This is a genomic window from Echinicola soli (assembly GCF_006575665.1).
In the GTDB taxonomy this organism is placed as follows: domain Bacteria; phylum Bacteroidota; class Bacteroidia; order Cytophagales; family Cyclobacteriaceae; genus Echinicola; species Echinicola soli.
On the sequence record NZ_CP041253.1, the window covers coordinates 4,244,801 to 4,259,546 of the forward strand.

15 protein-coding genes are annotated in these 14,746 nt (G+C 44.2%); 4 read left to right on the forward strand and 11 right to left on the reverse strand.

What is annotated here, in order from left to right:
* Positions 1-50: 50 nt before the first annotated feature.
* On the reverse strand, positions 51-2,003 hold the full coding sequence (gene dnaG / locus FKX85_RS16545; RefSeq protein ID WP_141615792.1) for a DNA primase: 1,953 nt from the start codon (positions 2,001-2,003) through the stop codon (positions 51-53).
* Between the two features lie 279 nt (positions 2,004-2,282).
* Between dnaG and FKX85_RS16550 the strand changes: the two genes are divergently transcribed.
* The 4 genes from FKX85_RS16550 (at position 2,283) to FKX85_RS16565 (ending at position 7,363) form a co-directional block, all read left to right on the forward strand.
* Positions 2,283-3,377 carry an Mrp/NBP35 family ATP-binding protein gene (locus FKX85_RS16550; RefSeq protein WP_141615793.1) on the forward strand — a complete coding sequence of 365 codons (1,095 nt, stop codon included), beginning with the start codon at positions 2,283-2,285 and terminating at the stop codon, positions 3,375-3,377.
* An 8-nt stretch (positions 3,378-3,385) separates the two neighbouring features.
* Positions 3,386-3,637: a NifU family protein gene (locus tag FKX85_RS16555; protein ID WP_141615794.1), complete on the forward strand. Its 252-nt coding sequence runs from the start codon at positions 3,386-3,388 to the stop codon at positions 3,635-3,637.
* Between the two features lie 172 nt (positions 3,638-3,809).
* Positions 3,810-6,710, forward strand: a complete 2,901-nt coding sequence (locus FKX85_RS16560; protein WP_229239657.1) for a T9SS-dependent choice-of-anchor J family protein — start codon at positions 3,810-3,812, stop codon at positions 6,708-6,710.
* 458 nt (positions 6,711-7,168) lie between these two features.
* Entirely contained in the window at positions 7,169-7,363 is a 195-nt protein-coding gene (locus tag FKX85_RS16565) for a hypothetical protein (protein WP_141615796.1), read from the forward strand.
* Between the two features lie 38 nt (positions 7,364-7,401).
* On the opposite strand, the gene FKX85_RS16570 is transcribed toward FKX85_RS16565, so the two are convergent.
* The 10 genes from FKX85_RS16570 to FKX85_RS16615 form a co-directional block, all read right to left on the reverse strand.
* Positions 7,402-7,938 (reverse strand): hypothetical protein, encoded by a 537-nt coding sequence (locus FKX85_RS16570; protein ID WP_141615797.1) that lies wholly within the window; start codon positions 7,936-7,938, stop codon positions 7,402-7,404.
* Positions 7,939-7,953: 15 nt separating this feature from the next.
* Positions 7,954-8,496, reverse strand: a complete 543-nt coding sequence (locus FKX85_RS16575) for a hypothetical protein (RefSeq protein WP_141615798.1) — start codon at positions 8,494-8,496, stop codon at positions 7,954-7,956.
* Between the two features lie 32 nt (positions 8,497-8,528).
* Entirely contained in the window at positions 8,529-9,242 is a 714-nt protein-coding gene (locus tag FKX85_RS16580) for a hypothetical protein (RefSeq protein ID WP_141615799.1), read from the reverse strand.
* Positions 9,220-10,248 (reverse strand): RHS repeat-associated core domain-containing protein, encoded by a 1,029-nt coding sequence (locus tag FKX85_RS16585; RefSeq protein WP_141615800.1) that lies wholly within the window; start codon positions 10,246-10,248, stop codon positions 9,220-9,222. Before FKX85_RS16585 ends, FKX85_RS16580 begins: the two co-directional genes overlap by 23 nt.
* 42 nt (positions 10,249-10,290) lie before the next feature.
* Positions 10,291-10,476 (reverse strand): hypothetical protein, encoded by a 186-nt coding sequence (locus tag FKX85_RS16590; RefSeq protein ID WP_141615801.1) that lies wholly within the window; start codon positions 10,474-10,476, stop codon positions 10,291-10,293.
* Positions 10,477-10,561: 85 nt separating this feature from the next.
* Positions 10,562-11,137, reverse strand: a complete 576-nt coding sequence (locus FKX85_RS16595; protein WP_141615802.1) for a hypothetical protein — start codon at positions 11,135-11,137, stop codon at positions 10,562-10,564.
* On the reverse strand, positions 11,134-11,886 hold the full coding sequence (locus FKX85_RS16600; protein WP_141615803.1) for a hypothetical protein: 753 nt from the start codon (positions 11,884-11,886) through the stop codon (positions 11,134-11,136). Before FKX85_RS16600 ends, FKX85_RS16595 begins: the two co-directional genes overlap by 4 nt.
* 43 nt (positions 11,887-11,929) lie before the next feature.
* On the reverse strand, positions 11,930-12,589 hold the full coding sequence (locus FKX85_RS16605) for an RHS repeat-associated core domain-containing protein (RefSeq protein ID WP_229239658.1): 660 nt from the start codon (positions 12,587-12,589) through the stop codon (positions 11,930-11,932).
* Entirely contained in the window at positions 12,567-12,809 is a 243-nt protein-coding gene (locus FKX85_RS16610) for a hypothetical protein (RefSeq protein WP_141615804.1), read from the reverse strand. Before FKX85_RS16610 ends, FKX85_RS16605 begins: the two co-directional genes overlap by 23 nt.
* Before the next feature lie 576 nt (positions 12,810-13,385).
* Entirely contained in the window at positions 13,386-14,570 is a 1,185-nt protein-coding gene (locus FKX85_RS16615) for an RHS repeat domain-containing protein (protein ID WP_141615805.1), read from the reverse strand.
* Between the last annotated feature and the right edge of the window lie 176 nt (positions 14,571-14,746).

A 14,746-nucleotide genomic window follows, 5' to 3' on the forward strand; every position in this document is an offset into this window, starting at 1 on the left:
AAATACACCCTTTATTCTCTAAAACCGAGAAACCCCTTATTTAGTTTGGTTTATCGTGACTTAACTGTCCCCAGCTGTTTATTGATATCACGCAATGAACCCGTTAACGATATCAAAACCATCTGAAAATCTGTCACTTCATCTTCTTTCCCCTGCTCTTCAGCAGTTCTGATTTTTTCCATGGTTTCGTCCACCATTTTTTCAAGAACCCTTCGCTTCAATCGTAAGATTTCATTGAAGGTGGTTTTGGATAGGTCATCTGATTCCCGATTGGTGTAGATCATGTGCTTTTGCTCCCAATTGTCAGACATTTCATGCCTTTGGGAAATCATATTGATCACCTCTCCTTTCAGCTGGCTATCATCTAATTTTATGAAGTATTCTGTATCTGGCAAAATACCTTTTTTAAGGGCCCGCTTGTATTCGATAAACAACTTTTGATAAATCGGTGTTTGGAAGGAAATATCGCCCGTCTCTTGGATCAGGTACTCACAAACATGCAAATCATCCGACACTTTCTCAAAGCCATAGGTAACCAACAGCCTCATCATTTCCCTTTCCTGTTTGGCCAAAACATCTGTTGAGGACCATTTGTTCTTTTCCTCGGGAAGGAATTCCTCAAATGGAGTATCGGGTGATGACGGAGGGGGGGCTTGCTGCTTGTCCTTGTAGTAAGCATCTTTTTGCCCCTTTAGCAGGATCTTGTTCAGCTCGGCCAGCACAATGTCCTCATCCATCTTTAGGAGCCTGGCAGACTCCTTCACATATACCGAGCGGGTAATGGGATCAGGAATCTTGGCCACACTCTGCACCACCTGGCGCACCGTATCCGCCCGTTTGATAGGATCATGTGCTGCTTCCTCGGCATACAGCTCAATCTTAAAGGCTATAAAATCCCGGGCATGGTCATTAAGGTACTGTTGGAAAGCTTCTGAACCTACTTTTCGGGAATAGCTGTCCGGGTCATCTCCCTCCGGGAACACCACTGCCTTTACATTCAACCCACCTTCCAAGAGCATGTCAATACCCCGAAGAGAGGCCTTGATGCCGGCAGCGTCCCCATCATAGAGCACCGTGACATTGTCCGTAAACCGTTTGATCAGTTTGATCTGGTTTTCAGTAAGTGAAGTACCCGAAGAAGCGACGACATTTTCGATGCCCGAAAGGTGCATGGAAATCACATCGGTATAGCCTTCCACCAGATAGCAATTGTCCTGGCTCCTTATGGCCTGCTTGGCTTGGTAGATTCCGTACAGCACATCACTTTTATGGTAAATGGCTGTCTCCGGAGAGTTAATGTATTTTGGCTGCTTCTTATCGTTGGTCAGGATTCTGGCACCAAAGGCTATAGGCTTACCTGCCAGGTTATGGATCGTAAACACCACCCTCCCGCGAAAACGGTCGTATTTCCGAGAAGGATCCCCTTCTTTTTGGAGGATCAGCCCCCCTTTAAGGAGAATGTCATCCGAGTGTCCGGCCTTGTTCGCCGCATTGTGCAGATGATCCCAGCTGTCCATGGCATAGCCCAGGTCAAACTTCTCTATGGTAGACAAGTTAAATCCCCGTTCCTTGAAATAACTGAGGCCAACGGATTTGCCCTCATCGGATTCCAGCAAGTTTTTGGAAAAGAAGTCCCTTGCAAAACTTTGGACGATATAAAGGCTCTCCCTTTCATTGTAAGCCTGGACTTCTTCTGGTGTTGCCGCTTTTTCCTCCTCGATCTCAATGCCATATTTCTGGGCCAGATGCTTAATGGCTTCGTTAAAACCGATGCCCTCAATATCCATCACAAATTTCAGGGCATCCCCGGCCGCTCCACAGCCAAAGCACTTGTATATCTGTTTGGCAGGGGATACGGAAAAGGATGGTGATTTTTCATTATGAAAGGGACAGCATGCCCAGAGGTTTTGGCCTTTTTTCTTTAACGACACGTAGTCATTGACCACTTCCTCAATATCTACTCGCTCCTTTACTTTTTCTGTCGTTATATTGCTTAATCCCATGATGCATTCTTAATAAATTCAAAGATAGAAAAGTCCGTGGAAACTTCCTTTCTCTCCTACACTTCTAAAAAGAAACTATTCCTTCTCGTTCGAAGTTGTATGGTATCGGACATTAATTACGAAGTACAAGGGATTAGGTACAAAGTATAAGATAGTAAGGTATATCCTAATACCTGATCAAGCAGCTACTATCTAAATCCCCATTTTCACCGATAATTGGACACAATAATTTTAATTCGTATCAATAAGCACTAACTTGCGCAAAATTTACCTATCGTAATGATCATTAGTAAAGAAAAGGTACTTAAGGCCCTCTCCACCGTGGAAGACCCCGATCTTAAAAAAGACCTGGTCACACTTGGCATGATCCAGGATGTGGTGGCAGAAGGGAATAAATTGAGTTTTAAGGTGGTACTTACCACTCCTGCTTGTCCTCTCAAAGAGCTGATCAAAAACAATTGTAAAGAAGCCTTGGTCAAGGAGTTTGGTGAGGAGTTGGAATTGGATATTACCATGACTTCCAATGTCACCACCGTGAGGGACAATGCACCATTGCTCCCCAAAGTAAAAAACATCATCGCCATCGCCTCTGGCAAAGGTGGCGTCGGCAAGTCCACCTGCTCGGCCAATCTTGCCGTGGCACTGGCCAAAACCGGTGCTAAAGTCGGCTTAGTGGATGCAGACATTTCTGGCCCTTCCATTCCCGTGATGTTTAACGTGGAAGGTGAACAGCCGGCCGTAAAGCAGGAAAACGGGAAAAACATCATCATTCCAATCGAGCAATACGGCGTAAAGCTGATGTCCATCGGTTTTCTGACACCAGCAGACAGTGCGGTGGTCTGGAGAGGCCCCATGGCCAGCTCTGCCCTGAAGCAATTCATTGGGGATGTAGAATGGGGTGAGTTGGATTATTTATTGATCGATTTGCCTCCCGGCACTTCAGACATTCACCTTACCATGGTGCAAACAGTACCCGTCACAGGTGCTGTCATCGTGACCACCCCACAAAAAGTTGCGTTGGCAGATGCTACAAAAGGTTTGTCCATGTTTAAGCAACCCCAAATAAACGTTCCCGTTTTAGGTGTTGTGGAAAATATGGCTTATTTTACACCTGAAGAGTTACCGAACAATAAGTATTACCTTTTCGGTAAAGAAGGGGGGCAGCGATTGGCCAGAAAGCATGACGTCCCCTTCTTAGGAGAAATCCCTATCGTACAGAGCATTAGGGAAAGTGGAGACACCGGTTACCCTGCAGTTCTGAAAGAGGGAATTACTCAAAAGGCATTTTCCGATCTTGCCGAAACAATGGCAAGACAGATCGCGATCAGAAATGCAGAAAAAAATAAAACCAAGGTAGTACAAGTAAATACCTAGCAGATAAAATGGAATCAGAACTAATCGAAAAAATAGAAAATGCACTGGATACCATCCGCCCTTACTTGGAAGCGGATGGTGGCAATGTGAAAATTGTTGACCTTACAGACGAGATGGTTTTGCAGCTCGAGTTGACGGGGACCTGCAGTTCTTGTCCCATGTCTACCATGACACTAAAGGCCGGTGTGGAAGAGGCCGTCAAAAAGGCCATACCTGAAATAAACAGAGTGGAAGCTATCAATATTTCCGTTTCGGAATAAACAGCAAAGGATTTAGTTATTAATGAAAAGGGTAATACTGATTTTAAGGATAGGGTTAGTACTATCCTTTTTGTTATTTATAAATTGTTCAATACTTTTTGCACAGCAAACGCTGACACCCACCATAAACACCTCCACCCAGGATCCTATTGAAAAATGTACTGCTCCCCTAGTGGAACAAAAGCAAATGGAAGCCTTGGGGATTTTTGGTTCGAAGGAATATTTTGAAGCCTGGATGGAAGATAAGATCCAGGACAGAAAAGGTGCCAATCTAAGAACTGCTGAAGACGAAGTGAGGGTCATTCCCGTGGTCGTGCACGTGATCCACAATGGAGAACAGCTCGGACAAGGTGCCAACATCCCCCAATCACAAATAGAGGCGCAAATCCGCATCCTCAATGAAGACTACAGCCGCACCAATACCGATGCGGCCAATACACTGGCAGCATTCCAGCCTATAGCTGCCAATGCCAATATCCAGTTCGTACTGGCCAAGCAGGATCCCAGAGGACTTCCCACAGATGGCATCAACCGTGTACAGGGTCCCCAAACAAGTTATAGGCTGAGTGATGCTATCATTTTAAGCCAATCCTCTTATTGGGACGCTGAAGAATACTTAAATATATGGGTTGCCCCTTTGGAAACCATTAACCTGGGATGGTCTTCCTTTCCCATTTCGGATTTGCAAGGGCTTGATTATCCTCCTACTGCAAAAGAAACGGATGGTGTAACGATAGACTACGAATATTTCGGGGAAGGTGGCAATGCCATCGCTTCTTCCAGGGGTCGGACTGCTACCCATGAAGTCGGTCACTTTTTAGGACTCAGACATATTTGGGGAGATGGTGGATGTGATGTGGATGACTTCGTAACCGACACCCCTGACCAAAACGGCTCCAATATCGGCTGTCAAACCGACAGAACTACCTGCGGTACCTTGGACATGATCCAAAATTATATGGATTATACACCTGATGCTTGCATGAACCTCTTTACCCAAGGGCAATTGGAGCGAATGGATGTGGTCCTGGCCAATAGTCCGCGGCGGATTTCCCTGGTCAATGGACGTGCCACACAAGCACCTCAGGTCGTGGCACAGGATCTGGCACTGGAAACGATCCTTGCCCCGAAAGATTTTGTTTGCTCCAACACCATTACTCCCCAAGTCAGTGTTTATAACGCAGGCACCGACCTACTGACAGGTGCGGAATTGGCCATCAGCCTCGACGGCCAAGTTCTGGAACTAAAGTCGTTTAGCTTTGAGCTTAACCAAGGAGATACCGAGATCCTTGCATTTGACCCCATTCAGGTAGCTAATTCAGGCAACGATTTTGAAGTAACTATCATTACTGTCAATGGTGGGGCGGATGAGAACAGTGCCAATAATACCCTTTTCACTTCACCTGTTATCCAGCCCAACCTCTCCTTGCCCTACAACTATGCCTCCGGGGATTTCGATGAGGCATGGACCGTAAAAAATGAGGACGAGGCACTTACATGGGAATCAATGGAGCTCACCTTGGATGGTCAGTCGGTGGATGCTGTAGGGTTAAATTTCTACAATTATGAAACCAGCGGCGCGACCGATTACCTGATCTCACCACAGATCAACCTTGCCCAATTCCCAAATGCCCAACTGGTCTTCGATATGGCTTATGCACGGTATCCTGAGGAAGGCTTGGACGATCAATTGATCATTGGCGTATCCACCGACTGTGGCAATACCTTTGACCTGTTAAGCCCTCCTTATCAAAAGTCCCAAGTAAGCCTGGAAACAGCTGCCGCTTCTACGGCTGAATTTATACCAAACGCCGCGAGTGACTTTCGAACAGAAGTGATTGACCTGAGCCAATTTGCCGAAAACGGTAATGTCCGCATTGCATTTATCACCATCAACGGGTTTGGCAACAACCTGTTTATCAAGAATATTCGAATCAATGCCGCACAGGAAACCAATTACAGCTTTAGCATCGATCAATTGGTTAGTCCTTCGCCACTCCCGGATGGCAGTCAGGAAAATGACGTGGTCCGCTTAACCAATACAGGAGAACTAGCTATCAACACCCTGCTGGTGGATCGCGTGCTCAATGGCTTTGCCCAAAGTACCTTGACACTGGAAGACATGAACATTGCTCCTGATGAGCAAGTGAACATCGAGCTGCCCTCCTTGCTTACAGATGAGCTGAATGGAATGGAATATCGACTCCACTCCCCCAACTATGATCAAAATGCAGGCAATGAACAGCAAATTAATCGCTTCTTCTACCAAAACGCCGAATCTGTTGAAGTTCCTTGGAGGCAGTATTTCGATAATTTGCTCCAACTGGCCCCTTGGATTACGGTCAACCCGGAAAACGGCCAGCCCGCTTGGGAAGTGGTAGCCAAAGAAGGTGCCCTAAATGACAACCTTGCTGTCCTTCAAAACCAATCAAGCGGAAACACCTATTGGCTGGGATCACCGCTGATGGACCTGAGCAATACCAGCAGGGCCAGTATTTTCTTTGACCGTGCAGCAAGTGGGATTACCAACAATACACGATTAAAAGTTATGCTGAGCCTGGACGGTGGCCAAACCTTTGAGCATCAAGTGCTCATTTATGAAGGAGAAACCTTAAACACCATTATCGGCGACAGCCCTGTAAATCCAACTACTGAAAGCGAGTTTGTCAAAGAGTTCGTCAATCTTTCTGATTTTACAGGCAATGGTAGCGAAAAAATCAGGATTGCCTTTGTGGTAGAAAACGGCACTGATGCCACCAACCCTATCTACTTGGACAATGTCGAATTATTCCTTTCGGATGATCCAGATCCAGTCTACCCGACCAATGGTGATGCTATCCTCTATCCCAATCCAGCCACGGATATTTTCAGCTTGGCGTTTAACCTCCAACAGCGTGAAGACGTGCGGATTCAGGTCATCAGCACCAGCGGCCAAGTAGCCCATGATGTGGTTTACCCTGGCACACTGAACCAAACCTATCATTTAAGCACTGCACTATTTTCCCCAGGAGTGTTCATCATCAAAATCCAGAGCGAAACACTATCGCTCACCAAAAGGCTAATTATTCAGTAGGTGGTTAGTATTGAGATATGAGACTTGAGAGTAATGTGCAGTATGCCCTTTTACCCAAAAACCCTCCTCGACAGCCTTCCCGAAATCCTTCGGGACAGGCTGAAGGATTTCGGGGGGACAGGCTATACTGCCTGGCATGAAAATCATACCAGCCGGTCTTGTTATCCTTCCTGCCCTACAAGCTGGCTCCTCGCTAGATCAGTCCGGTGGACAGATTCTTAACGCTCTGTCCTCAGTCATCTGGATTAGTGGGCTTTCTTCCACTTTCACGGTAAAATCATCAAAAGGCTGTCCGCCGAGGCAGGAACGCTTCTTTCCCTTCGGAACTCTCATTGCTAGGATAAATATAATAATATCTTACCAATCCTCCCTTAAAAAGTAGAACCTCCTCACCTGATTCAAAACTCACCGTAAAAGGCCATACCCAAGAAGTCAAGGTCGACCTCAATGGAGCCGTCGTGCCGGATTATGTGTTTGAAGAAAACTACACGCTCACCTCACTGGAGGAAACAGCCACTTATACCAAGGAACACAAGCACCTGCTCGAAATCTCCTCGGCTGCCAAAATGGAGGCTGATACTAAAAACAAGCTTTTCGATATTATTGATACCTACATCAGGGATTCTAAAGCCAGAGTGGCTTACGGCTCTTAATGACAAAAGCCCCGGATTTCTCCGAGGCTTTCAAAAGTTTAGTTACTTAATCTCTGTTGTGCAATCTTGTATTTCTGCTTAAAGGATGCTGGCAAATTGGCTTTATTTACCTTTTCCAAGCTCCTGATTACCTCCTGGTAATTTCCATCCTTCCAAGCTTTGTTGGCTGCTTCTAAGCTTTGTTGCTCTACCAGAGTGGCGGTATATTCCGAACTCCTTTGTTCGTTAAACTTCTCAAGGCTAACTAAAGCACGCTCATTTCCTTCCAACAACTTTTCCCCATCTCCCATAAAAAACAGGAACACATTATTTACAAAAGTTTCCTTTGGAAGATTGCTAAGTTTTAGGTCAGAGTTAAAATGCTCTCGCATAACCTGATTATCAATCTCAACTTCATTGAAGTGCTTTCTGCCTACCCAAAGAGTATTTGAGTTCTCTCTGGGATTATGGCTTAATGCAATAATCAATTCGTCCGATTCATACTTTACAATGTTCTTTGATTGCTCGGTCATTTCCAGTCCGTGTTCTGTGAACAAGGAATGAAGCTTTTTTGATATGAGTTGATTGAATTCCATAAGCGTCCTTCTTAATTAAAATCCAGGTGGCATCCATGCGCCACTACCCGGGTTATAAATCCAACCTCTACCCTGAAGGATTGACCTTTCTGCATTTAAGAACCCACCCGTTGGTATCAAATTACCGTTAGGCAGTCTGTAGGAGTCAAAAATAGGTTTACCTAGGCCCATCTCACTACGTAGTGCCCCATAGTTGGCTTTCCAATTTAATGCAGGTGTTCCTTTGTTAGGAAGATGAAGCATATAATCCCCAGCTTTCCAACCTGTCGCTTTCGTGGTTTGAGGAGCTCCCCATTTGAAAAGGTTCAATCCTCCTTGCGTACTCGACCTAGCAGCCCACCGGCTCCCTATTTTGGATACAGCCTTCACTCCTCTCACTGCCGCACTCAAAGCCATCTCCCCACCAACCATCTCTGGGATACTCAATATCGCCCCACCGAAAGGATTACTGGCAAAAGCCTCATTTGTTCGGTAAATACCGGCGATCACTGCATTGGTCGCACCATTGGTCCGTCCCCACCAGCTCGGATAGTTAGCTTCATCCGCTACTTTCAACAATACCAGCCTCTGGATTTCACAGAAGCTATCATTTATGACATTTTCTTATCGTAATATTCCGAGATACTAAACTCACCAGATTTCAGGGCTTCAAAAAAGGATTCTTTAGTTTCAAAGAGTTTTTCTACTTCGTATGGGTCATGTATCATTCCATAAACTGCACCTTTTTCATTCATTGAAAGATAGTTTCCATCTTCCAAGTCTTGGATAACATAAAACTCACCTTCAGGGACTTCAATTTTGAATGTGTCATCTATGTCTAATTGAGCCAATATATCATTACTTACTGTACCAATGATTTTCTCCAACTCTTCCTTTTCCTTATTTTCATAGGGCTTTTTACGAAGACTCTTTATATCGATATTTTCATAATCAAACTGTCGGCTACTGTCATCAACCTTGTAACCAATTAAAACACCTTCGTATAAATCAAGCTCAACATTTTTATAATCTTTGGCTTCTAAATCAAAAACCTTGATGCCTACAAGCTTATAGTTAATACTATTATTCTTGATTGAGTTATATACATTCTGGTCACAGATTATTCGCTTCCAACCATGTTCTAAAAACTCATTTGGAACACTATCCAAAATAAAGTTTGGATTTACTTGGCTTATCAAAAAGGAATATTTTGATGGCAATTTCTCAGCCACTGACTTCAACAAATCATACTCCCATTGTTGAATATTTTTAGCCCGTTTTTTCTTGAATAAGTTAAACATGTTAGTATCCAAAAGTATTGCCACTATTTATTGCGTTCTTAATTTCTTTAGGGAAAAACCTATACCTGTACGGGTCTCTGATTCCGTGCTGTATTGTATTTAAAGGCTGCAAATTCAACCTGTTGTTCTTTAGCCAATTTGGAGCCCATTTTGCCCTTTGAGGGATAAATCTATGATGGAGCTCCATATGAACTTTAAACACTTTCCCGCTGGACATCCTTATCGGCTGAAAAGTTGGTTTAGTTCTGGTAGCCCAATATGAAGTTTTAAATTGCGAGAATGTTTTGCCTCCTTTAAGGAAACTACCTCCCTTTGCTACTGCCTTCACCCCTCTCACTGCCGCACTCAAAGCCATCTCCCCACCAACCATCTCAGGGATACTCAATATCGCACCACCGAAAGGGGTGTCGGCAAAGGCCTGTCGTCCACCATATACTCCGGCCACTACCGGATTATATCCGCTGGCAAAAAGCTTATGCCATCCTGCCAGGTCATACCCTTCCAGCGCCTCAATGGTGTGGACAGGTAAGGACACATAATCGTCACGAAATACAGGAATGGCGAAATTTCCCCGCTGACCCGTAATAGGCATTTGGGCTTCTATCGCATTTCGGGCGGAAGCACCGGCCAGCAGTGCCTTACCGGCAGCCATCCCCCAGTCTATAGAACCTCCTGCCACCAATGTACCGGGCCATGAACCCAATGCCCCTCCTATAAAACCAGATGTCTGGGGGCTGATACCAAGCGAGTTCAGCCCCGCTGCTGAGCCGGTACTTACCGCAGTGGATGCAGCGTTTGCCAGACCGCCCATCAAAGCCCCTCTACCTACCTGACTTGCAAACTGCCCCCAGTCCCAGCTGTTGCCTGCCGTCAGACTGGCCGCATAGAACAGGGCACTCTGTGCCGCACCGGCGGCCATCGCCCCGAGGATCGGCCCCACAAACTCCCCATCCGGATCCACCGCAAACCACCGTCCCAGTGCCGCATCATACTGCCTGGCATGAAAATCATACCAGCCGGTCTTATACAAGCGTATGGTCCTTCCTTCCCTGCATCCTAGCCCCTCGCTAAATCAGTCCACCGGACTGATTCTTAACGCTCGGTCCTCAGTCATCTGGATCAGTGGGCTTTCTTCCACTTCCACGGTAAAGTCATCAAAAGCCTGCCCGCCGTGGCGGGAACGCTTCTTTCCCTCGGGAGCATCGTTACTCAGGTAAATATAACAAAATTCGGGTGCATCCGCAGTGGCCTTCACCACCTGGGATGACGGTTTTTCCTGTAATGCGACACGGTTACCGCCTAAGAGCTTTTCCCCTATTGGAACAGACCTTTATTTCATCCTACTATTCTGAATACCTTGCATATTTTGATTCCAGATCAGCATACAAAAACACCAAAAGTGGCACTCTGTATATGCTTTTATTTTTAAATTCCTGTTCGGATAATGAATCCAAATATCTTTCCAACAAATCCTTTCTAAATGAATCTTCATAAAACATATCTCCCAAAACAGTAAATATTCCATAAATTGTAGATTCTTCAGTAATATGATCTTTATTTCTCTTTATAGTTTCATCGAATATATACCAACTCCTACTCAAGGTAGAAGGGTAAACCATTGTAATGAACATATTATTTGTCTTATATATACTTTTCATATCTATGATAGAATCTCCAACAATATATTTATAATAAAACTCTTTGTAATCGTTCTTTGAAATAGACTTGAGATATTTTCTCTCTATTAACTTCTCTTCGAATCCTGTAGCAATATCCAATAAGGAAGTAGTTCTCCCATCTTCCCCGTATACTTGATTTACATTCATAGAATTATATATCAACCTTTCCTCCTCTGATAAACCCTTTTGCTGTGAACAGAATGAGAAAATAAATATTATCAATATTATAATTGCTCTCATCTTTCTAAAATCCAATCTCTAATGAATGATCTATGATTCCTGAAATTCAAAAATAAACCTCCTAGTCCACCCCATCTAATTGCCCAATTTCCATTACTTGATAACACCTCATGTTGATAATCATGATAACCAAAAACCAAGCCTTTGTTTGGCCCGTGAAATGGAATTTCATACATCACCTTGATGTTTTTGTCACCAACATAAACTGGAGCAAATAAGTCTCCACTTGGTCCCAAAAAAGAACTTAGCCACGACTGCTTTTGTCTGGACAATAAATGCGTACCTCCTGTTTTTAAACACTCAGTGCTTAAGCAAGCAAACAGTTTGTTTAAATCAATGTCACTCTTTGATGTCATATGATACTTAATACCTCTTAAAAGATGTGCCGCTATTACGTTTCTATTTCGCCCTTTAAGGTTTAATTTTCCCGGATGTTCTAGTCCGTTATACTCCGCAAGGAGTTTCATAATCCTCCTAGAACTACTATGTCTTAAATGATTCAATCCTGCCACTGTAGCTCCTGTGGCAGCCCCTCTCCAAAAATCACCGCCCATTATTTCTGATGATAGTCCACCGGACAATGCGGCTCCTCCTATCTGAACCACCCCATTACCATCCAAAGCAGCAATTCCTGAACTAACAGCGGATGACAACCCACCGGCGGCCAAACCCTGCCAGAAGTTGCCTCCCTGCATAGCAGAAAGAGCACCTCCTGAAAGACTGTGTGCCCCCACCTGAAAGGCAGCCACTCCCAACTGGCTTGCACCGGTATTTGCCAGAGATTGGGCCAATTCACCTATGCCCGCACTGAATGCTCCTCCAATGGCTCCAAAAAAGGGCTGCCTTACCACCTCCCTGAAAGAAACTATCACCATTGATCAGGTTATTAATGCCATTGGTTCCCAGACCGATCAAAGCTCCTATTAATACCGGATTTTCTCCACTTGGATCGGTAAAGGCTACAGGATTATTCCCCATTCCGCCGTAAGGAGAAACCGATGGCATTTCTGTTGATTTTGGATCAACAGCAAACCATCTTCCCAGTGCCGGGTCATACTGCCTGGCATGAAAATCATACCAGCCGGTCTTGCTATCCAGCGTTTTGCCCTGGAAAAGCTCCTTGGTGGGGTCTTCGATTTCCCTGACCCAGTTTTCGGCTACCAGTCCATAAGGGTAGTAGTCGGTCATCTGGATCAGTGGGCTTTCTTCCACTTCTACGGTAAAGTCATCAAAGAACGCTTCCTTCCCTTCCGCTGCATCATTGCTGAGATAAATATAACAAAATCCGGGAGCATCAGCAGTGGCCTCCATATAAAATTCCTGGTGCTGCTTATTACTGCCGTCTTCCCTGGCGGTCGTGGTCACAGGTTTGTAGGACAGGTTCTCCACATTGCCTTCACTGTCCACTACCACGATGTTAAGATAGGCTTTAGGGGCCGCTCGAGTTATCACTGCTATGGTCCATCAATCCGGCAAGTGGGGCTATTGGGTTAGTCCCGGCAGTCGCTCCATCAACCACTACTGTGGAAGCATTGTTGGACAAATCCTCAATCAACTGGGCAAAGGAAGAACCCGGTGTCCCCGTAGTAGAGATATCCAGGTATTTCGCCCATACCTCTGCCGATACCTTGTCGCCGGGCTTGACCTCTAGGGATTTAGCCAGTCCATACACTTTAATGTACTCCCAATAGTTAGGTCAATAAACTCTTAAATTTCAATAGGGAGTACATTAGAAAGCCCCTTTGTTAAACTTCTAATTTAGGTAGAATATGCTTTAGAAAGTACATGAATCTTATTACTCTGCTATCACATGACATCTAAACAATGATACTCTAAGAAATTAGTCTCCATTCTTCCAAATTCTTGTAATTTCATACTTATATAGCTGAAAACCTAAATACATTCCCAAACTTAACCAGAGAACATATCCACTTTTATTTTCAGGAATCAATAAGTTTAACAATGATTCATTTATTATGTAAAACAGCAAACTTAAAACAAAAAAGAGAGTTATTCCCCATTCGATCACCATTAACCTTTTCATCTTCTCCATTTTTTTAATTTAAATTTAACTAACTCCGCTATCAAAAACAATACTATTAAAATAGTGAAAGCCGGTATTAAATACTTATTATATTTTTCTTCGTTTTCCAGAAAGAAACTGGAAAACATAAACAAAAAACCACATCCGTATGCACAAATATTTGATACTAACTTCCAATTCTTTATTTTTTTCATCGCTTAGTCCTTAAGGTTTTCGATATAATTTAGGTGAAGGAGCTACGTATGTTTTATCCATAAGTGCTGGTTTATGAACATTATTAGTTCTTATACTTTTCTTATAGTTTTTATATATTTTATATGTTCCTGCTCCAATTAATGCCCATTTGGCAACATTATTTGGAGGGAAACCCCCATCAAATCTTTTTGGATTAAACCCTTCTGGAGCTTTTGGTATATAATTTTTAGGTCTATCAGTATACCATGGTTTAGGAAATGGATCATCATTATATTGGAGCATTGACGTTGTTATTGCAGCCACACCAATCACCCCATATACAGCCCATTTTTGCCAAGCTAAATCTGACGGTTCAAAAGTACCCAAATCATAAGCCATAAGAGATAAAGTAGTTGAAGCCCAATTTCCGCTACCTCTCCACCTTGAAGGTCCTACATAGGGATCCAATCTTGTTCTTTCAATAGTAAACATATCCATCGTACCTCCCTCATATATTTTGTCTTTTTTATCGTTCTGGGAGCCAATATATAAAGGGGGAAAAATTAAATTCTGATGGCCAATACCTAATAGATCATTAGTTCCTTCCAAATTTCCACCCAGAATTGAAAAAGAGCCATAATCATAATTCTCGTAATTTTCAAATCTTGAATCCGCAGGCAACATCCCGTCCGGATCAATGAATCTGATAGGATTATCAAAAGCATAGTTATAAGGGGAATATCTCCTCATCTGATCGGCCATCGGGTCAATCACACCCCACCGTCCAAGATCACTCATATACATCCTGGCCCCAAAATCATCCCATCCGGTCACTTCATCCCTTTCCTTTCCATTGAACTTGAATGCCTGGGACGTGGAACTCGGTTTTGTATAAGAGTTAAAGCTCATCCCAAAAGGATAGTAATCATCCTTCTGCACGATATATCCCGAAGCCTGCATCACCTGCATATCGTCAAAGAACACTTCCGTGGGAGTTGTACTCTCATTGGATAGGTAAATATAAGCATATCCAGGCTCTTTGATCGTGACCGGATTGATTTTTCGGTATTCGTGGGGGATATCGGAGCCGTTTTCTTTTGCCGATGTGCTCACCTGGATAAAGGAGCTTGTGACATAATTATGGTTCCTGTCCAGCACTAACATGTTCAGATAGGCCTTGGGCGCCCCTGCAATACCGCTTCCATGGCTGATCATCCCGGCAAACGGAATGACCGGATCAGTGCCAGCGGTCGCTCCGTCCACCACTATGTGGCTGGCATTGTTCGAAAGGTCTTCGATCAACTGCGCGAAGGAGGAACCTGAAGCTCCCTTGGTCTCCGGATCCAGGTATTTCGCGTTGATGCGGGTCACCTCGCCGTAGCGGCTGAAAT

Bases quoted from the DNA above. Each gene is read 5' to 3' on its own strand.
- dnaG (WP_141615792.1), bottom strand. From the start codon at position 2,003: ATGGGATTAAGCAATATAACGACAGAAAAAGTAAAGGAGCGAGTAGAT.
- FKX85_RS16550 (WP_141615793.1), top strand. From the start codon at position 2,283: ATGATCATTAGTAAAGAAAAGGTACTTAAGGCCCTCTCCACCGTGGAA.
- FKX85_RS16555 (WP_141615794.1), top strand. From the start codon at position 3,386: ATGGAATCAGAACTAATCGAAAAAATAGAAAATGCACTGGATACCATC.
- FKX85_RS16570 (WP_141615797.1), bottom strand. From the start codon at position 7,938: ATGGAATTCAATCAACTCATATCAAAAAAGCTTCATTCCTTGTTCACA.
- FKX85_RS16595 (WP_141615802.1), bottom strand. From the start codon at position 11,137: ATGAGAGCAATTATAATATTGATAATATTTATTTTCTCATTCTGTTCA.
- FKX85_RS16615 (WP_141615805.1), bottom strand. From the start codon at position 14,570: ATGATCAGCCATGGAAGCGGTATTGCAGGGGCGCCCAAGGCCTATCTG.